Origin of the sequence: Ensifer canadensis (assembly GCF_017488845.2) — a bacterium.
In the GTDB taxonomy this organism is placed as follows: Bacteria; Pseudomonadota; Alphaproteobacteria; order Rhizobiales; family Rhizobiaceae; genus Ensifer; species Ensifer canadensis.
This window is the reverse complement of the sequence record NZ_CP083371.1, coordinates 1290156-1308515: the sequence shown is the minus strand read 5'-3', so window position 1 is coordinate 1308515 and position 18360 is coordinate 1290156. Positions and strand designations below refer to the sequence as shown.

Below are 18360 nucleotides of genomic sequence, written 5' to 3'. Positions count from 1 at the left end.
CCTCCGGCACATGTGACTTTAGTCTAATGCAACAGGGGCACAAGATGAAAATGTGTCACTTGACCTGAGGTACGTACCCGTTTTTCTATCAGCGAAGATCGCCCTCGACCGTGTTGTCGAAGCTTTGGGTGGAACCGAGGACGAGGCCATGCCGGCTGCGATCCAAGGCGTCGGCCGCGGACGAATACTCGAAATTGAAGTTCCCATGTCGTCCACCCAGGGTGTCGATCCGCACTCCGCGACGAAGACGATGTTCGATGTAGTGGAACGTTCGTTCGGCCACGAGAACTCCTTGGCGCTCGACTTCAACTCACTCGAGTCTCTGCCGCCATCGGTGATCAAACGGGTAATCTCTAAAGGCGAGGACGAATTTCATGATGTGGCGGGGGCGTTCGGTTGCAAAGCCTCCTGAGATCGCCGGGACCTTGATCAATGAAAGACAACGTGGAAGTGTCCGCTACTTTCCCGGGTAGGAGTCAGCGACGGACATGGACGGCGAAAAACTCGAAGAGGACGGCTACCTGAAGGTAGAGACGATCTTCAGCAAGCATGCGGAAGCGCCGTTTGTGCTAGACTTCGCAGTCGTCCTGAGACGATATCCTGAGCACGATGACACCCCGGACCAGCTCTCGCACACCTCAAAGGCTTTCTCTTCCAACCTGGATATATCCCGGATGATGACGAGCGGTATTTCGATGTCTTCGACGAGCGGAGCCAACACGCCGCCATAGGCTATCGCATCCTCGTGAACGACCGGAAATCTCGTGGCGAAAGCGTTGAAAAAAGATGCCGATTTGGATGAGCTCGACGCGGTGGCGTATCTCGAGCGACTGTGGGTGAACCCGTCCCTGCGAGGACACGGCATCGCCCACCGACTTCTCCGCGAAGCTCAGCATGTCCTCGGTCGCGCTGGGCTTCTCGTCATGATGAAGGCACACCCTGACGATTTCGATGAAGGCGCCAATCAGAAGCTCGCCGCCTACTATCAATCAGAAAAGCAACTGCGCTTCCGTCAGGTTTCGAAGAAGCACGAGGGGTGGCTAGTCGCCGCGTGGCAGGATCCTGCCGTCAACAAAGAGGACGAGAGCTTCCTTGATCTTGATGTCAGGGAAACTCCCGCAATCGACGAGAACGAGTAGCGAACACATCATCTTCTGAATAGCCGGCCTAGCAGGCCCCGGCGCGCTGACGGCGCGGTCGCTCGGGGGAGTCTCGACTTCGTCTTCTTTGTTCCAGTAGTCGAGAAATCGCCCCATCCGCTCGGCGTCTTCCCGCCTCCTATCGGCATCGAGCCGTGGGAGTAGCCGCCTTGTCTGAGATGAATATCGTTTATTTCTAACGTAATATCGTCATCGGAGGCGGCCGGAAGTCCCACAAAGGGACGGTTAATGCGGCCGCCGCGTAAACAACTCCCGGAACAACGCTTCCGAACGCTCCAAGCCTTCATCGGTCAGGATCAATGACTTCGACTTGTTGACTGGGTCGCCGATCATGCCCTTCTTGTGAAGCCGATCCGTCGTTGCCCAGTCGAAACCCTTCCAGGCACAACGCTCGTTATGTAGCGTCAGCCATAACAGCGCCAAAACGATATCGTCGATCTTGTCCTCATCGATCTCCATGACCAACGTTACCACGCGCTGCGCCCAAAATCGCGGGGTCCTGCTCGGATACACACCTACCGAAACGACGCTTCTACAAATTGCGCAACGATAGTTGCACGAGCATCCAGCCGCTGGTAGCAAGAGGTCCTAGTCTTTGGAGATGCCTTTGCTTGCCGCCGACCCCACTCGAACTTCACCGGCCGTGCCGCCGGAGACGTCAGTTTGCGATCTCGTGGGCAACTGAAACTCAAGCGCGTTCGGCCAATGATCGCCTTTGAAAGGCGTGATCTCAAAAGCTGAGAAACTCATGATCATATTACTTACACCGGGCGACTTCGAAGCGCTCGCTGAGGGCGTTGCGCCTTCGGGCCTCCGCCTCGTTGAGGATAGCGTCATCGCACCGCAGGAGGTACTGCGCATGCTGTCCGATCTCAACCGAGCCATCGCGGCGGATTTCAGTCCGTCCGCCTGGATGATCGTGGCCAACGAAGAGATCGTCGGACTCTGTTCGGTCATTAGGCCGCCAGGGAACGGTGAGCTGCATATCGGCTACGGCGTTGCGCCGTCGCGCGAAGGTCGCGGCATCGCCACGGCAGCCGTGGGCGACCTGCTGGACTGGGCGCGTAGCGATCGTCGTGTTAGGCGGATTTCGGCCGAAACAGCGGTGGACAACGTCGCCTCCCAGCGCGTGCTGGAGAGGAACGGGTTCGCACAGGCAGGACAACGGACCGACCCTGAGGACGGTCCGCTCATCTGCTGGGAAATCGCTACTCTCCAATGAGGCAGAAGAGGGAGGGGGCACGTGTCCTCTCCCCACTCGGCTGGTTGTTCAGCGGCTGCCCGGCAGGATCTGGCTCTGACGTAGGTCGTCGATCGACTGGCTCTGCGTCATCCGATCTTCAACAGGACGGTCGCTTTCGGACACGTCTCGCTGATGACCCGTCGGCAGGACGTCGTCGACCACGTCGTCCGGAAGCTCCTCTGTCAGCTCGTATGCGCGAACCCGAGGCGACGTCCGCTCGGCGCTTCGCGCGTATAGGCCGACACCCGTTGGAGGACTCGTCGTAACATCCGCTTGGAAAGCGTCGTCGCGGGATGCGGCCTCCTGCCGGTCTCGGCCGCCCGTCCAGCCCTCCGTCCGCCAGATGTCCGCGCGCTCGTCCAGATCAATCGCGCCTTCTTCGTCTAGGATGCCGTGAGCGGTGTCGTAGGTGGCGGCGTCGACGGAGACGGAAACAAGAAAGCCGCCGCGTCGCAGGCCCTCGGCGTAGACGTCGCGGTCCTCGTCCGGGAAGAACCAGTCTCCAAGCCTCGACCAGAAGCCCGAGCCTTCCGCGGCTGCCAACGCGCCTTCCCCGTCGGCCTCGTAGCCCGGCATTAGGCGCACGTCGGCAACGCCCGCTTCTTTCAGCTTGTCGATTGCCGTCTCCGCGTCGCTTCTGGAGTCGAAGAACGCCGTCAGCGTACTTTTGGCGCGGCTGCCGGGTACGCTTGGCGCGTCGTCGTCATACAGATTGGTCATGGAATTCTCCTCCAGTGTTCGTCTGTGGAAAACGAACGGACGGAAGAGCTAAATGTTCCTGCTAGAAGGTGGGCTTCTCATCCAGGCCCGGAAACCGCGTCTGGCACCTGTCACCATCCGGATGCGTCATGCGCTCGCACCCCAGCGCGAAGCGACGCCGCAGCGTCAAGAGGCTCACTCCCGCGCCGAACTGCGTGACGAGCGCCTTCCGATCGAGGCTGTCCCGCCGGTCGCAAAGCGCGCATTCCACCTCGATGAACGAACTGCGGATGTCGCGCAAGGCAGGGCCGCCCTCGTTGTCAGGTCTGGGTCGTCGTCCCGGCATTGCGTCCCCGGAGCCCGACCTCATGTCGGGAAAGGCGGCGTAGCTACATGATCGGGAATCCACAGGCAAGGCGGCGAGGCCGACAAACTATTTTCAATTAAGACGCCCACTTGCGCCTTTCGGCTACGATCTTGATTCACTTCGCTAATCTTTGACGCTCTAATCCACAGGAATAAATTCCCTTCTGGGAGTGCCTTTGACGCAGCGCTCGGGAAGGAACAAAAAGAGAACGATTAGGTTTCAAAACGAAATGCTGTCGTAAGTGTCCAACCGATATCCAAAGGATTCGTGAATGCCTTCGCCTGTCCGCGAGCAAGCCATCGCCGATCTTCGCGAACTCATCGCCGCTCTCAAAGGCGGCGTTGAGAAGCGAAAGGAATGCCTTCCTTTCGGAGTAGACGAGATCGACGCAGTGCTTCCCGGAGGAGGCCTCGCCTACGGCGCTCTGCACGAAATCGCAGGTGGGGGATCGGGCACCGTCGATGGAGCGGCGGCGGCCCTCTTCGCCGCGGGTATCGCCGCCCGCACGAAAGGGAAGGTCGTTTGGTGCTTTTCGAGGCCAGATCTCTTCATGCCCGCCTTGGCGCAGGCGGGCCTTCACCCGGACCGAGTGATCTTCGTGGAAGCCGACCGGGAGGGTGACGTCCTCGCGAGCATGGAGGAGGCCCTCGGCTACGGTGGCCTGGGCGCCGTGGTCGGCGAGATCGTTCGCCTGCCGATGGTCTCCTCGCGCAGGTTGCAGCTTGCGGCCGAGAAGACGGGAACGATGGGGATCGCGTGCGGGCGAGTGTGCTGAGTTTGAAGTAGGAGCCTGCGATGACAAGGGTTGTCTCGATATATCTTCCCGATCTGGCGACCGATCGCATTCGACGAGCCGATCCCGCGATACCGCTTGAACAGGCGATCGCGGTAATCGCGAAGAGCGGCTCCAAGCGCTGGGTTTCGGCCGCCGACGCCGCCGCGAAGAAGGCCGGCGTCCGAGTGAGAATGCCAGCCGCGAAGGCGCAGGCGTTCGTCCAAGGCCTCATGATGATTGACGCCGACCCCGTTGCCGACGCCGAGGCGCTCGAACGGATAACGCTGTGGGCACTGACCGTCTACTCGCCGATCGTCGCCGTGGATGCGCCCGATGGCATCGTCCTCGACACGGAGGGTGCTGACCACATCCAAGGCGGAGAAGAACCGATGCTGAGCGGGATCGCCAACCGCTTTCGTTCCAAGGGTCTTACGGCCAGGGTGGCGATAGCCGACACGTGGGGTGCGGCACACGCCTGCGCGCGCGCGATCAGCAGGGAAACCGTCATCACGCCGCGCGGCGAGACCGTCAGAGCCGTCGAGCGTCTGCCGATCGCCCTGCTGCGGCTGCCCGAGAAGGTCGTCGGCGACCTACGTACGCTGGGGTTCCAGACGATCGGGGAACTGGCGAACACCGCTCGCGCGCCGCTCGCCCTCCGGTTCGGTCCCGAAGTGGCCGGCGTCTCGACCAGATGTTCGGTCGCGTGTCCGAACCCATCGATCCCATCCGCAGCCCAGAGCTGATCGAGGTCAGCCGCTCGTTCGCGGAGCCCATCGCCGCGTCCGAGACGATTAACAAGTACGTCGGACGTCTGGTCGTCCAGCTCGTCGACGGGCTTCAGCGCAAGGGTCTCAGCGTCCGGCGGACCGACTTGATCGTCGAGAAAGTCGACGGCACCCGGCAGGCGATCCGAGCGGGTACCGCGAAGCCGGCACGCGACGATGGCCCCAGGAACATGACTGCTTCCAAGCGTTCGGTACTCCGCCGAGATGTCGCGCGCTATTCTAGATCAGCTTGATCCTCGCCGTAGAAAGTTGTGGAATTCCGCCACAAGAGTTGGTGGAACGACGGCGTTTTCAGCGCCTTTGAGAAATCCGGGACTATCTTTTGCTCCTGCAGTGGCCCCTGCTTGCCCGACGAATTGGTGAAAACGGCTGATGATATCTACATAAGGTTTCACGGGCTCAGCCAATGGTATCGGCATGACTACAGCGACGCTGAATTGAGGACCTGGGCGGAGCGCATTCGTCAAAGCGAGGCGAAAGCTGTTTGGGCATATTTCAACAACGACCGCGATGGTCATGCGCTTAAGAATGCCAAGCGACTGTCGGAACTGCTACTAGCGCAAAGCAAAAGCGGTTCGTGAAGGGTGCGCACGGCGACCCCTCCTGAGTGGGTACGGCGCCTTTTGAACAGGTTCAGCGGATGCCTTCTGGCCAGCGCCGTCGGTAGTGCTTAAGGACCGCTATGCGGCGGCCCTTAAGCGTTCTGTTGCTACTAGATTATCTGTGTTTTTGGCGGCGGAACGGTTTGCCTGCCGTCCAACGAGAATTCGTCCTCTTGAGGCAGGACCCCATTGGGTGTGAGGTCGTCCACGGCCTTTGGCAGATCACGGCTGAGGCGGCTTAGAATCTCCTCTTGAGGCAGACCGGTCCTTGCGGAGAGATCCTCCAGAACTTCCGGCCCGAGCGCTTCGGACAACTCACGATCATCGATCTCAATGTTTGGGCCGGTTTGCACCCACGATTTGGCGGCCTCTCCTTGTCCGTTCTGCTGGAACTGCTTGAGAAGATCGCCGAGACCGCCCGCTAACATGCCGCCTGTCGTTGTGCCGCCGAGCAGGCCGCCAAGTCCGCCGAGGCCACCCGAGCCGCCGGTCAGACCGCCAAGGAGGTCGCCCAATCCCCCTGTCGCCTCCTGCTGGTCAATTGATCCGCCTTGTGGTTTCTGCGTCAGACCTCGCAGAAGCTCCCCGATTTTCTCCCTGTTCTGATACCCCGCCACCGCCAGGACACCGAGAAGGGCTTTCAGTGCTGTGCTTGCCATGTGCTTCTCCTCCTTTGTCGCGAAAGCCTCTTAGGCTTCTGCCTTCTGGTTTACGAAAGACGTGGCGATCGCCGTGAGCGTGAGATCGGTGGCCTGCTCTTAGTCAAGTGTCGACTGCAGGTGCCCCGCGGCTTCGTTGTAGCCCAGTTCGAGCGCCCATGTTCTCAGCGTGCCGTAGCGGGACATCTCGTAATGTTCGACGGCCTGTGCCGCAGCAAGCAGCCCGGCATCTAGGGCAGGCGAGCCCTCGTAGTCTTTCATGACCTCCTCACCTTCCTCGGTAATTCCAAGAATGGCGTTGCAGGTCTTTGCTTCAGGTTTCTTGCCGATCATCTCGAACACCTGCTCAAGGCGTTCGACATGGACCTTCGTTTCGCCAAGGTGCCTTGGTGAAGGCGTCCTTGAGTTGCTGGCTAATGGCAGCCTCCTGCATTTTGGGCAGGGTAGCGACGATCTTCTTTTCGGCGAAGTACACGTCCTTCAGTGTATCGTGGAAAAGGTCGGCGAGTTTCTTTCTGTCGGCCATGATGGGCTCCATGGTGGTAAAACCCGACCACCGAACTCCGGTGGCCGGAGTTGGTTAAACACGAGGGCGGGTTGCTGCTGGGCCGGAGAGCAGGAGGGTATGCTTCGTTCCGCTGACGCCTCCGAACCAGGCTGCGACGGCACCAAGCACGAGCGCGAGGAAGCCGAGGATGGCCCCGGCGGAGATTGCTGTGGCTGTGGCTTCGGCCGCCTCCAGGGCCTGTTGCTTGGCAGCTGCGACGTTTTCTCGATATGCCTTTTCGTATTGGTCGACCTGCGCGCGCGCCTGATCGGCAGGAATGCCCTGTGCCTTCGCAACGGCATCGGCCGCTTTAACGCGAGCATCTTCGGCGGTCGCTTCGTCACCCGTCACAGCAGCCTGCACAGCGGCGACTGCCGCATCCTGCAGGGCTTTGGGATCGTTGCCGGTCGACCCCCGAATTTGTTGTTCTATCCCGGCCATGGGGTTGGCAGAATTGGCAAGGGCGGGAACTGCCGCGGTCGCTGCCGTGGCAGCTGTCTGTCCCACGCCGCCCACCACGCTCGACAACCCGCTGAAGGCGCCGCCCACCAGCGCACCGACTGAGGTCGTCAGTAGATAGAGCACGACGAGAGTGGTGACTGCCCAGGTCGTCAAGCCGTGGTAGCCGCCAGTCGTATTGCTCGGACGACCGGAAAGGCGACTTGCGATATATCCGCCGACAAATGAAGCGATGATGCCAGCGACGACAAACCATATGCCGCCCATGATCGAGAAGGTGGTTGCTTCGGGGTTGTCGGGCGTTGCGGGATCAAGGACCGCCGCGCCGATACCGACGCCCAATAGGTTCAAGAGAAACTGGACAGCAAGTGCCATCGCAACGCCCGCGAAAATCGAACCCCACGAAATCTTGTTGAACAGCGTTGTGGCAGACGGATCGCCGATGGCGCCGGGATGGATCGAGACAGGTTCGGTCATGGCTTTTCCTTTGGCTCACGGGAGCGTGATTAAAGGCTTAAACGCCATCCGACATCGCTTGTTCCGTTCCGCAGATGTTCCAACTCAAAACAGCGTAGCGGCGGGAGTTCGAACAGCGAGCCTGTCGTTCATTGTGCGGTCGAATGAGACAAAGATTCTTCAGGACCCATATTGGAGCCCGCCTTCATACCACCCGGTTGGGACAGCTTATGCGCACGATGACGTACTCTTCTCTTACGATCTCAGTGGCTCGGCGACCGACAACACCCGTCGATCACGATTATATTGACCAAGGTACGAAAGCATAGACGCTCCGTGCATTATCTGACTGCTCACAGCTGCTGGTGTGGTTGAGGCGGCGCGGGGAGGGCTATGGCTGCCATGTTAACGGCGGGTCGTCCGGCCTTCCTCTCGCAGCGAATGTGCCCATTCACAAACATCAACCGACTGTATTGACCGGAGTAGAAAGTCGATCGACGCCGCCCGACGGCTCGCCCGACTCCCTAGCGAGCGTTACGGACGCACCGCTCCGATCGGAACACAATGGGCTATCGCGCTGTTTCCTGGGCACACACAAGGAGTGATGAAATGAACCAGATCATCTATCTCGTCGGCCTCGTTGTCATTGTCGTCGTTATTTTGTCATTCTTTGGACTGTCCTGAGATAACGATTCGCGCTTGCCGGAGCGCCGCGACCATGAGCGGCGGGCTGGCCTCCCGGCTAGACACTGTTCGCGTGGACCGACTTCGTATGCTCGGCAACGGAGCTGTTAGACTGGAAGCAGTTCATCCGGGTTCGATCTCGTCGGGAAGGACGTCAGGCTCGGGTTGGCGAAAACAAAAATGAGCTACGGCGAGAGGCCGGTGATATAGATTCGCTGTTCATCGACATCATACTTTGCCACCATCGCAGCGATCATCTGCCGGATGGACATCGCCTCGCCCTGATCGCGACGCGTATCGGCAATGTCGAACCAGTTGAAACACAGGTTTGCGTTATTCTGCCGGACCTGTTCGGGAAAGAGAACCACGAAACCGTAGTCCTCGGCCAATGCGGACCAGCCGGAGCCGGCGTCGTAACCTGCGGCTGTCTGCGTGCAGCCGTGCAGCACGACCACAAGGGCTGGCGAAGAGGGGAGCTGGGCTGGCGCGTATTGCCAGGCCGCCAGAGCCCCGGGATTGTCCCCGAAATGGTCGAGTTTCCGAAGGATCGAGGTGGTGTGGTCACCGGCTTTGACCGTGCGCATTCGTGCTAGGCGTTCGAGAGTATCGGAGATCTCATGGGTGCTCCAAGGACGCGTCAGGCTGGCGGATATACTTAACCCTCGGGCGGCGATAAGGTTGCTGCACCGCACAATAGATCTTCGTCCGGTGATAGATCGGAGGGTGCCAAAATAGGGCCTGCCCGCTTGCCACACTCGCAACGCGTGCAACTTGTCATGCTCCATGATGCGTGCGTGAGACGGGATTGGGAATGGTCCCATCAGAGCTAGAGCCGTTCTATCATAATTGAACGGATGATGATCTCATCCTGGTGCAGTCGAGCCTCGAGTTCCTTTCGATAAGTCCCCCACCAAACACGGTCTAGTTCTTGGGCCATCACCTCGACGATGACGATGCGGTCCCGTTCCACGCCGCCGCCCGATTGCCACAGCCCTTCAGCTGGCGCCGTCACATGCATTGTCACTCCGCCGAAGGTCGCCGTTAGCTCTTGCCGCATACCCTCGAGTATTGTGCGGGTATCATCATCCGGAACAGGAACGAGTATCTCGATGAGGTGTGCCACGTCGTCTCCATTGTTCTCAAAGTGGCTATCCGCCGTGCGATGCAGCGCATCATGTATGCAATGAACCGAGGTCTTACCGCCTGTTGCCAACGCCAAACGGAACGGCACGAAGCTCGGTTGTTTAAGTCAGAGAAGAGAGCCGCCGCCAGACAAACCGTACCGCAGCCACCGCTCACGAAAGCGAGGTCGTTGGGGCGGGGCGTTGGTTCCAGCCCATACCTGCTCGCACACTTCCCTAACCGGGATAGGAGCCTGACCTGTTCCTTGCTGCTTATACTGCGTCGGATGCAATGTTCTACAACATCGAATACGGGTCTGGGTGGCTGCGTGTTGAGCTTTTGATCAACGATTTGCTGGGGTCGTACCTCCGGCCCCGATAACGCCGGAAATGGCGGGTGAGTTCCCTGTGTATTAAGCTTTCAGGCTTCGCCCCGAGCCCTGGCTGCCAGCGAGGGCCGCTTACGGTCTCACGAGGCGAGAATAAGGGCGGATAGCCATGCACCGAGTGCCAGCAAAACCCATACTTTCGCGTGCCTGAACCCCCGTTTTCGGGTGACGAGGTTCGATAGCTCGTCGGACCCGCCCATCGATCTCGGAAGGAGATGATGCACGTCGGCATCGCGGGACTTTACTTTTGCCGCGCACGAGACGCATTTGTATTCATCCCTCGCCAGAACAAGGCCACGGGTGTCTTCCCAATTTCCCACGGAATGCGGCTCTTCTTCGGTTGTCTTTGCAACAGTTTGGAGGAAAGTCACTAGAAAGCGTAACCGCACGGAGACGAAATGAGATCAGTTCTGGGGATCGACGCAGCTTGGACCGAACGCGAGCCCAGCGGGGTCGCGTTGATCGCCAACGACGGCTCCGGCTGGCAGTTGGTCGAGGTTGCAGCTTCTTATTCTGCCTTCCTGCAGCCCGACCTTGGCGGCGTTCCGATCCTGCGGCATCGGGGATCGCTGCCTGATGCGACTGCCATCATTGAGGCCGCCAGCGACAAGGTCGGCACCCCTGTCGATCTCGTGGCAATCGACATGCCGCTATCAATGACACCGATCACCGGACGGAGGGCATCGGACAATATGATTTCGTCCTTGTATGGCGCGAGACATGCGAGCACTCACACTCCGAGCGTGACCCGCCCGGGCAAGCTCAGTGACGAACTCCGGATCGGGTTCAACGACATCGGATATCCGCTGGCTGTCGAGGATCCTGCCGGGCGCGTCCTCATCGAGGTCTACCCGCACCCGGCGCTTATCGAATTGGCGGACGCAGAGCGAAGGCTACCGTACAAGGCTTCGAAGGTGAGAAAATACTGGCCGGAAGTGGCTCCAGGCGCGCGACTGGAGAAGCTTGTCGAGGTCTGGAGCCAGATCGTCGGACTTCTGGATGCTCGGATCCGAGGCGTTGCGGCGGCATTGACATTGCAATCGGTCACCGCTCGGAGATACGAGATGAAGGCCTTCGAGGATGCATTGGATGCTGTCGTATGCGCCTGGGTGGGGGCATGCGTGATGGACGGGATGGCAAGCGCGCATGGGGACGAGCAGTCGGCGATATGGGTGCCGCGGCTTGGGGGTTGAGGAAAGATTGCTGACGTAATCTGCTATTCGTTGGCTGGAAGGACGGCCCCAGAATCGGAACGCGAGCAACTGTGCGAAGACGGTGCATCACTTCAATCGGAAAGCGTCGCGATCTGGAGGACCGCGGCCAGTCTATGATCTGAACAGGGAAGTTAATGGTTTGATCAAGTCCCATCATCGTCTACTTGAGTTGGTTCATCTTGTGACCGACGAGATGAGCGCGCGATATCCATTATATTCGGCAGCATGCGGGCTCGCTCGTAGAAGTGTCGCACCTGTTCCTCCGGGACGTGCCACTGCCAGTGAGTGCGTCCCGAGAACAGAGTGCGTATGCCAACAGATAACGGCACCCGGGACGCGATGATAGATGTACCAACGTATGTCCGGAGAAATCGCGCGAACCTGTCAGCGCTTTCTACCGACGACGCGAAGCGGCACGGCGGAGCCGCGATGTTTCGGGAGAATTCCTTAGACCGCTCTGTCGAGCTTTAGGTTACACATAGGTTGATCCGAACTGCGAAGCCAAATGGCCCTGCGGTACGATGAGGTAACGCTCGGCCACATGAAAACCATGGTTGAACTCGGCCTAGCCATGGGCATAATCGAGTCAGGCGCCGTGGAAACGGAGACCCAGTAGTCGGAAACGACTTTTCAGGCATATGCAATCGCGCAATCGGGAAGCAGGTAGGGACGCACGAAGGGTCCCATTAGATTTGCGCATAAGCGAGATGGCCAGAACCCCATCAAGCAAACTACTTCTTTAAATAACTTTTTGAGCCGTCATCCGTAATGCAGAAGTGCCCGCCACGCGGACCGATGCAATAAGTACCGCTGGCGCAGGGGCAGCTTCCGGTCGCTGTTGGTGCCATCTCTGAAGTAGCCGATCCCATTAGCGATGCGCCACCCATGTAAGATCGGCAATCTTTTTTGCTGCCGCTCACCGAACCATCGTTGCATATAAACGTCGACCCTTGGCAGTGATTGACACCTCCCTTTCTGCCGCTGCAAGGCTCGTTCGCTGTCGCGACTCCATTGAAGGCGAACGCGGCCCCGATAACGGCAGCGTAAACGGGCGCTCGAAGGAACGTCGTCCTACGTCCCGCGACAAGACCGGGTGTTCGGAAGGTTCGATTGCATGGGTTGACGAGTGAACGGGACAGACGCTCCCGATTTCCAGCCCGTAGCGAGGTCAATGAGACGTTACACAATTTTCGCCTGCTCCGACTGAGAGTTCCGACTCCAGATCTACTCCGCATTCCGTGAATATCTTCCTCACAGCGATCGGCCGGGCTTCTGCATTCCCTGGCGGAGGCGAGATCTCGAGATTTTCTTTTCAGGACGGTAGACGCCGGCCTCTTCCTGTCGGTTTCAGCTGATCACCTGACGTCTGGTATTCGTCTGACAGCATGACGCCGAGCCTCATTGCGGGAGGGCTCGCTGGTCGCCTCCTCAGATTGGTCAATGCGTGGCCTTCGATGCATCGGATCTAATCAGCAACTGCTTGCTCCATCCGACACCCTCGAAATCCATATGACCGCTGGGTAGGATGGTCGGCAATCCTCCCAGTGCCTTCGAAATGCCAGTCTGGTCGGCATTTCGGCTCGTAATCGCGCGCACGATAAAACCCAACGATTGCCGGTGTTTGGGCGCCGGTTCGCCCGTGCGGCAGAGTTCGTTGCTTTCAGCATCGCGGCTTTGCGCAAAAAATCGTATATTTCAGATTGTATATTGGATCCAATATTTCTATTACTGGTCCCACGTCGGCTGCGGCGGCCGTTTGGTCACTGAAAAGAGAGCCAGTCTCCCGAGTGTCGGCGTACAGATATCAAGGCATGGCATGTGGATGCGGTCCGCATGCATCGCGTGGAGGCGAGAGATGCGCAGCAGCAAGGTCATTCATATTGTTTCCTGCCATGCGGAGGGTGAAGTCGGCGATGTCATCGTCGGCGGCGTTGCGCCACCGCCGGGCAAGACGCTGTGGGAGCAGCGACGCTTCATCGCCGAGGATCAGACCCTGCGCAATTTTGTGCTCAACGAACCGCGTGGCGGTGTTTTCCGCCACATCAACCTGCTGGTGCCGCCAAAGGATCCACGCGCGACCATGGGCTTCATCATCATGGAGCCTGAAGACACGCCGCCGATGTCCGGGTCCAACTCGATCTGCGTTTCGACCGTCCTGCTCGACAGCGGCATCGTGCCGATGCAGGAGCCGGAGACGAGAATGGTGCTGGAGGCGCCCGGCGGGCTCGTCGATGTCGTTGCCACCTGCCGCAACGGCAAGGCCGAGCGCATCACCGTCACCAACGTCCCGTCCTTTGCCGGCAAGCTCGATGCCAAGATCGAGGTGGAAGGGCTCGGCACACTCACCGTCGACACCGCCTATGGCGGCGACAGCTTCGTCATCACCGATGCTCGCATGCTCGGCTTCTCCGTGACGCCGGATGAGGCGCGAGAGCTTGCCGAGACCGGGATCAAGATCACCCGTGCCGCCAACGAGCAGCTCGGCTTCGCGCATCCGGAAAACCCGGAATGGGCACATATCTCGTTCTGCCAGCTGACGCTGCCGGTGGAAGAGCGCGATGGCGTCCTGCACGGACGCAACACAGTGGTGATCCAGCCGGCAAAGCTCGACCGGTCGCCGACCGGCACCGGCTGCTCCGCGCGGATGGCGGTGCTTCACGCGCGCGGCCAGATCAAGGTCGGCCAGCGTTTTGTTGGCCACTCGATTGTCGACTCGACGTTCGATTGCCGTATCGTCGGCGAAACCACCGTTGGCGGGCGCCCGGCCGTCGTCCCGGAAATCTCCGGCCGTGCCTGGGTGACCGGTACGCATCAGGTGATGCTCGACCCGGCCGATCCGTGGCCATCAGGCTATCGGCTCGCGGATACCTGGCCACGCAAGCAATAGGCCGTCAGACGCTATTGTTCGGCAATGATGCGCGTTGTGCCGACCCAGAGTTCACGGGCCGGCCCTGCGCCGATGTTACGGGCGCGGTGCGGTAGCGACGAGGGGAAGTGCAGGGTGTCGCCCGCTTTCAGGACATACTCCTTGCCGTCGATCTCGTAGAGCATTTCGCCTTCAATCAGATAGAGAAAATCCTCGCCCTCATGGCTGGTTAACTCGGAAGCGTAGCCGGCCGGCATGTGGGTGATGCAGCCGTTGAGCTGGGCGCCGGGAAAGCCGCGCTCGAGCAGTTCATAGACACGCTCCTTCGTCTCGACATTGTAACCGCGGCGTTCGCCGGCGTGAGACACAATGGAATGGGCGTGCTGCGGCGGCTGCGACAGGAACGTATCGACGCTGGTGCCGAGCGCATTGGCGACATTGTAGAGCGAGATCAGCGAAGGGGTCGAAATGCCTCTTTCGATCTGGCTGATGAAGCCCTCCGTGAGGCCGGCTTCACGCGCGACCTGCTTCATCGTCTTGCCGATTTCCTTGCGGCGCGCGCGTAGCATCTGGCCGATCGTTGCGGCCGCAGGCATGTCGGTGAGGGGGGCGCCGGCGTTTGCCGCTGGCGCCTCATCGGTATCGAGAGGCATGATTTTCTTTCCGCTTGACTCGCGTCTATTGTTGTACTTTAGTCCAGCTAAAGTCGGTTATGCAAGCTGATCAACTCGGCTTAGTACCGCTTTAAAAAGGGGAACAACAAGAATGCCTTCGCTGCAATCCGGACGCAAAGGAAAACGTTCGGAAAAATTGGATCCAATATCCAATTGGTGTGAGGCGTCGTGCCGGCGCTAGCCGGTCGATCAAACAGGAGGAGTGAGAGATGAAACGTTTGTTGCCGATCTTACTGGGTGCCGCCCTTGGGCTGGCCGCGGCCACGTCTGCGCTCGCCATCGAACGTGGCGGTGCGATGACCTTTGCGCGTTATGACGATTCCACGGTCATCGATCCTGTTTATGCCGATCGCAACCCGGACCTCTGGATGGTCACCGGCCTATACGAAACGCTGCTGCGCAACGGCCCGGACGGTTCGATCGTTCCAGGGTTGGCCGAGGGCTATGACGTTGCTGCCGACGGGCTTTCGATCAAGCTCAAGCTGCGCGACGGACTGAAATTCTCCGACGGGTCGGCCCTGACCGGCGCCGACGTGGTGTTTTCCCTTGACCGGGCCCGCAATCCCGAGCTTGGCCCTTGGGCGGGTCTGCTTGGCGCCGTCGACAAAGTCTCCGCCGATGGCAATCAGGTAACGCTGGCGCTCAAGAACCCGGACCCGACCATCGTCTCTATCCTCGCAACCTTCAACACCGGCATCATGCCGCAAGCGGCCTTCGAGAAGGCGGCCGGCGCCAACGATCAGGAAAAGGCGCGTGCCTTCTTCGAGGCCGGCCCGGTCACATCGGGCCCATTCACGATGAAGAGCCGCGTGCAGGGCTCAAGCATGACCTTCGCACGCAATCCCAACTACTGGCGGCCCGGCACGGATGGGCAGCCGCTGCCCTATCTCGATCAGGTCGATTTCGTCATCATCCCAGACGATGCCACCCGCATCCTTAAGCTTCAGGCCGGTGAAGTTGATGCCGCGGAGTTCATTCCTTTCGCTCGCGTTGGCGAACTCAGCGCTGATCCGGCTCTGAAGATGGAGCTCTTTCCCTCGACCCGCATCGTCTACGCACCGATCAATACGCGCGAGACACGCGAGGACGGCTCCAAGAACCCGCTTGCTGATGTAAAAGTGCGGCAGGCGCTGAACTACGCCACCGACAAGAACGTGCTGATCAAGCTCGTCACTTTCGATACCGGCAAACCGATGACGTCGTTGATGTCGGCCGCCACCCAGCTCCATTATGGGCCTGAGCCGCTCTACCCCTACAATCCAGACAAGGCCAAGCAACTGCTTGACGAAGCCGGTCTCGGCGGCGGCTTCGAGGTGAAGTTTACGACGCTTGCCGGCAGCGCCGACGACGCGACCTTGTTCACCGCGCTGCAGCAGATGTGGTCGCCGCTCGGCGTTAATCTCAAGGTCGAACAGGTCGACAATCCGACCCGCGGTGAGAAGAACCGCTCCGGCGACTTCGACATCCACACCTATGGCTGGGCAAACGACGTCAACGACCCGGCGCAGGTGACCGGCTGGCTCGGCTACTACAAGCAGCGCCAGGCCGTGGGCACGGGCTGGAACAATCAGGAGTTCAACACGCTGTTCGAAGCGTCCAACATCGAGGTCGATCCGGCCAAGCGCAAGGACGAGTACAAGCAGATGCAGGAAGTCTATGCAGAGGGCGCGCCGCTGCTCTTCCTGTTCGAGACCCCTTTTGCCGTTGCCGTCTCGAAGTCGATCGAGGGCTACGTGCAGACGCCGCTCGGTGCGAACGACTTCTCCGAGGCCTGGCGGGCCAAGTGACGACAGCCTGAATTCATGATGTTGGGCGGCGAGAGCTGCCCGGCATCGCTTACAAGGTTCAATCCATGCCCTCGTTATCCTATCTTCTGGCGCGGTTGCTGCAGATCATCCCGACCTTTCTTCTGGTGATGATCTTCATCTTCCTGCTCGTCCGGCTGCTGCCGGGCGACCCGGCCATCGCCATGGCCGAAGCCAAGGCAACGGACGCGCAACTTGAGCAGATCCGCCACAATCTCGGCCTCGATCAGCCGCTGCCGATCCAGTTTCTCGTCTTCGTCAAGAACACGCTGACCGGCGATCTCGGGCGTTCGATCATGCTGAAGGCGCCCGTGACCGAGATCATCCTCGCGCGCCTGCCGACCACGGTCTTCCTGGCGCTCTATTCCGTTCTGCTGGCGATCTCTCTCGCAGGGCCGCTGGCGTTCCTTGCCGCGTCGCGGGTCAACGGTCCCGTCGATGTTGCAATCCGCAGCGTCTTCCAGGTCGGGCTGTCCATGCCGGTCTTCTACATCGGCCTCGTGCTGTTGACGGTCCTCGCAGCCCAGCTGCGCTGGTTTCCGGTCGGCGGCTACGGAACGGGCTTTCTCGACAATCTTCATCACCTGATCCTGCCGGCGCTCAGCGTCGCGCTTTACACCTCGGCCATCATTCTTCGCAATCTCAGGGCCTCGCTGATCGAGGTGCTCGATGCCGACTACGTGCAGTTCGCCCGCGCCAAGGGGCTTTCGCGGCGCATCGTCATGACCCGGCATGTGCTGCGCAACGCACTGGTCTCCACCGTGACGCTGCTCGGCCTTTCCATCGGCAACCTGATGAGCGGAACGCTGGTCACCGAGACCGTCTTTGCCGTTCCGGGCGTCGGCCGGCTGATGCTGGAGGCGATCTTCGCGCGTGACTATCCGCTGATCCAGGGGCTCACACTCACCTTCGCCGTGCTGGTTTCCGTCGTCTTCTTGCTGACGGACATCGTGCAATCCTGGCTCGATCCGAGGCTTCGTCAGTCATGAGTATCGTCGTGCAATCTCCCATCCGTAAGGCGGGTCGCGTGCGCGCCTTCCTCGGCCGGGCCTTCTTACGACCGTCCTTCGTCATCGGCTTTGCGATCCTCGCGCTGTCGATCGCGCTGGCGCTGTTCCCTGGGATGTTCGCGCCCTACGATCCGCTTGCCTTCGACCTGAGTGCAATCCAGCAGGGGCCGAGCCTCGCCCATCCCTTCGGCACCGACAATTTCGGGCGCGACGTGCTCTCGCGCGTCATCTGGGCCTATCGCGTCGACATGCAGATGGCCTTCTTCGCCACGATCTTCGCACTTCTGATCGGCATGACGATCGGAGCTTTCGTCGGCTATTACGGTGGCATCGCCGACACCATCTTCGGCCGCTGCGTCGATGCGATCATCACCTTTCCCTTCCTCGTTCTGGTCATCGCCATCGTCGCGGTGCTCGGGCCTGGCCTCGTCAACATGTATGTGGCGATCACCGCGGTGAACTGGGTGTACTACGCCCGTCTCACGCGGGCCGAGATCATGGCGCAAAAGGCCAATGATTATGCCGCGGCCGGCCGCGTGCTCGGTTATTCCGACCGACGCATCATCTTCCGGCATCTGCTTCCCAACGCGATCTCGCCGATCATCGTCTACTGGATGACCGATATGGCGCTCGCCATCCTGCTCGGCTCTTCGCTCGGCTATCTCGGCCTGGGCGCACAGCCACCGGCGGCCGAATGGGGCGTGTTGATCGCCGAAGGCCGCAACTTCCTGCTGACAGCCTGGTGGATGAGCCTGATGCCGGGCATCGCCATCGTGCTCACCGGCCTCGGCTTCAGCCTCGTCGGCGACGCGCTGGCCGATCTGCTTCGACCGAAAGGGCGCTGA

18 protein-coding genes and 5 pseudogenes are annotated in these 18360 nt (G+C 60.1%); 12 read left to right on the top strand and 11 right to left on the bottom strand.

Annotated features, from left to right (window positions below; all coding sequences use genetic code 11):
• The first annotated feature begins 52 nt into the window (after window positions 1-52).
• From J3R84_RS25845 to J3R84_RS25835, 3 genes are all read left to right on the top strand, one after another.
• Entirely contained in the window at window positions 53-412 is a 360-nt protein-coding gene (locus J3R84_RS25845; protein ID WP_113567476.1) for a hypothetical protein, read from the top strand.
• Between the two features lie 76 nt (window positions 413-488).
• Entirely contained in the window at window positions 489-731 is a 243-nt protein-coding gene (locus tag J3R84_RS25840; protein ID WP_113567474.1) for a hypothetical protein, read from the top strand.
• A gap of 33 nt (window positions 732-764) precedes the next feature.
• Window positions 765-1139 carry a GNAT family N-acetyltransferase gene (locus J3R84_RS25835; RefSeq protein ID WP_113567472.1) on the top strand — a complete coding sequence of 125 codons (375 nt, stop codon included), beginning with the start codon at window positions 765-767 and terminating at the stop codon, window positions 1137-1139.
• A gap of 246 nt (window positions 1140-1385) precedes the next feature.
• Here J3R84_RS25835 and J3R84_RS25830 read toward each other — a convergent pair whose 3' ends face one another.
• Complete coding sequence (locus J3R84_RS25830; RefSeq protein WP_113567470.1) at window positions 1386-1619, bottom strand: DUF6429 family protein; 234 nt, start codon at window positions 1617-1619, stop codon at window positions 1386-1388.
• Window positions 1620-1908: 289 nt separating this feature from the next.
• Between J3R84_RS25830 and J3R84_RS25825 the strand changes: the two genes are divergently transcribed.
• The gene (locus J3R84_RS25825) at window positions 1909-2382 is read left to right on the top strand and encodes a GNAT family N-acetyltransferase (protein WP_113567468.1); all 474 of its coding nucleotides are present in this window, start codon (window positions 1909-1911) and stop codon (window positions 2380-2382) included.
• A 48-nt stretch (window positions 2383-2430) separates the two neighbouring features.
• On the opposite strand, the gene J3R84_RS25820 is transcribed toward J3R84_RS25825, so the two are convergent.
• Both J3R84_RS25820 and J3R84_RS25815 read right to left on the bottom strand, forming a co-directional pair.
• Window positions 2431-3123: a hypothetical protein gene (locus tag J3R84_RS25820; protein WP_113567466.1), complete on the bottom strand. Its 693-nt coding sequence runs from the start codon at window positions 3121-3123 to the stop codon at window positions 2431-2433.
• 61 nt (window positions 3124-3184) lie between these two features.
• The gene (locus J3R84_RS25815; RefSeq protein ID WP_113567464.1) at window positions 3185-3448 is read right to left on the bottom strand and encodes a hypothetical protein; all 264 of its coding nucleotides are present in this window, start codon (window positions 3446-3448) and stop codon (window positions 3185-3187) included.
• A gap of 292 nt (window positions 3449-3740) precedes the next feature.
• Here J3R84_RS25815 and J3R84_RS25810 point away from each other — a divergent pair.
• From J3R84_RS25810 to J3R84_RS25800, 3 pseudogenes are all read left to right on the top strand, one after another.
• Window positions 3741-4344: pseudogene (locus tag J3R84_RS25810) on the top strand (ImuA family protein).
• Window positions 4265-5184 (top strand): annotated as a pseudogene (locus J3R84_RS25805) (Y-family DNA polymerase); the annotation flags it as partial. The pseudogenes J3R84_RS25810 and J3R84_RS25805, both read left to right, overlap by 80 nt.
• A 19-nt stretch (window positions 5185-5203) precedes the next feature.
• A pseudogene (locus J3R84_RS25800) lies at window positions 5204-5610 on the top strand (DUF72 domain-containing protein); the annotation flags it as partial.
• 131 nt (window positions 5611-5741) lie between these two features.
• On the opposite strand, the gene J3R84_RS25795 reads toward J3R84_RS25800, so the two are convergent.
• The 6 genes and pseudogenes from J3R84_RS25795 to J3R84_RS38545 all read right to left on the bottom strand — a co-directional run bounded on the left by J3R84_RS25795 (window position 5742) and on the right by J3R84_RS38545 (window position 10266).
• A complete protein-coding gene (locus tag J3R84_RS25795) occupies window positions 5742-6290 on the bottom strand; it encodes a YidB family protein (protein WP_203528088.1) in 549 nt (182 codons plus the stop codon).
• Between the two features lie 30 nt (window positions 6291-6320).
• Window positions 6321-6816, bottom strand: a pseudogene (locus tag J3R84_RS25790) (YciE/YciF ferroxidase family protein).
• A 54-nt stretch (window positions 6817-6870) separates the two neighbouring features.
• Window positions 6871-7773, bottom strand: coding sequence for a PhnA-like protein (locus J3R84_RS25785; protein ID WP_203528087.1), 903 nt, complete (start codon window positions 7771-7773; stop codon window positions 6871-6873).
• Between the two features lie 854 nt (window positions 7774-8627).
• Window positions 8628-9020: pseudogene (locus J3R84_RS25780) on the bottom strand (extracellular catalytic domain type 1 short-chain-length polyhydroxyalkanoate depolymerase); the annotation flags it as partial.
• 242 nt (window positions 9021-9262) lie between these two features.
• A complete protein-coding gene (locus J3R84_RS25775) occupies window positions 9263-9559 on the bottom strand; it encodes a hypothetical protein (protein ID WP_113567457.1) in 297 nt (98 codons plus the stop codon).
• 467 nt (window positions 9560-10026) lie between these two features.
• Window positions 10027-10266: an HNH endonuclease gene (locus tag J3R84_RS38545; RefSeq protein ID WP_225968549.1), complete on the bottom strand. Its 240-nt coding sequence runs from the start codon at window positions 10264-10266 to the stop codon at window positions 10027-10029.
• Between the two features lie 78 nt (window positions 10267-10344).
• Here J3R84_RS38545 and J3R84_RS25765 point away from each other — a divergent pair, with 78 nt between their 5' ends.
• Window positions 10345-11139 (top strand): DUF429 domain-containing protein, encoded by a 795-nt coding sequence (locus J3R84_RS25765; RefSeq protein ID WP_203528085.1) that lies wholly within the window; start codon window positions 10345-10347, stop codon window positions 11137-11139.
• A gap of 752 nt (window positions 11140-11891) precedes the next feature.
• Here J3R84_RS25765 and J3R84_RS39105 read toward each other — a convergent pair.
• Entirely contained in the window at window positions 11892-12194 is a 303-nt protein-coding gene (locus J3R84_RS39105) for a YdcA family protein (protein WP_113567579.1), read from the bottom strand.
• Between the two features lie 821 nt (window positions 12195-13015).
• On the opposite strand from J3R84_RS39105, the gene J3R84_RS25755 reads away from it, so the two are divergent.
• Window positions 13016-14047, top strand: a complete 1032-nt coding sequence (locus tag J3R84_RS25755) for a trans-3-hydroxy-L-proline dehydratase (protein ID WP_113567455.1) — start codon at window positions 13016-13018, stop codon at window positions 14045-14047.
• Between the two features lie 11 nt (window positions 14048-14058).
• On the opposite strand, the gene J3R84_RS25750 is transcribed toward J3R84_RS25755, so the two are convergent.
• Window positions 14059-14679, bottom strand: coding sequence for a helix-turn-helix domain-containing protein (locus J3R84_RS25750; protein ID WP_113567453.1), 621 nt, complete (start codon window positions 14677-14679; stop codon window positions 14059-14061).
• Window positions 14680-14909: 230 nt separating this feature from the next.
• Here J3R84_RS25750 and J3R84_RS25745 point away from each other — a divergent pair, with 230 nt between their 5' ends.
• From J3R84_RS25745 to J3R84_RS25735, 3 genes are all read left to right on the top strand, one after another.
• Entirely contained in the window at window positions 14910-16487 is a 1578-nt protein-coding gene (locus J3R84_RS25745) for an ABC transporter substrate-binding protein (protein WP_113567451.1), read from the top strand.
• 65 nt (window positions 16488-16552) lie between these two features.
• Window positions 16553-17494 carry an ABC transporter permease gene (locus J3R84_RS25740; protein ID WP_113567449.1) on the top strand — a complete coding sequence of 314 codons (942 nt, stop codon included), beginning with the start codon at window positions 16553-16555 and terminating at the stop codon, window positions 17492-17494.
• A complete protein-coding gene (locus J3R84_RS25735) occupies window positions 17491-18360 on the top strand; it encodes an ABC transporter permease (protein ID WP_107027220.1) in 870 nt (289 codons plus the stop codon). The genes J3R84_RS25740 and J3R84_RS25735 overlap by 4 nt, the downstream gene beginning before the upstream one ends.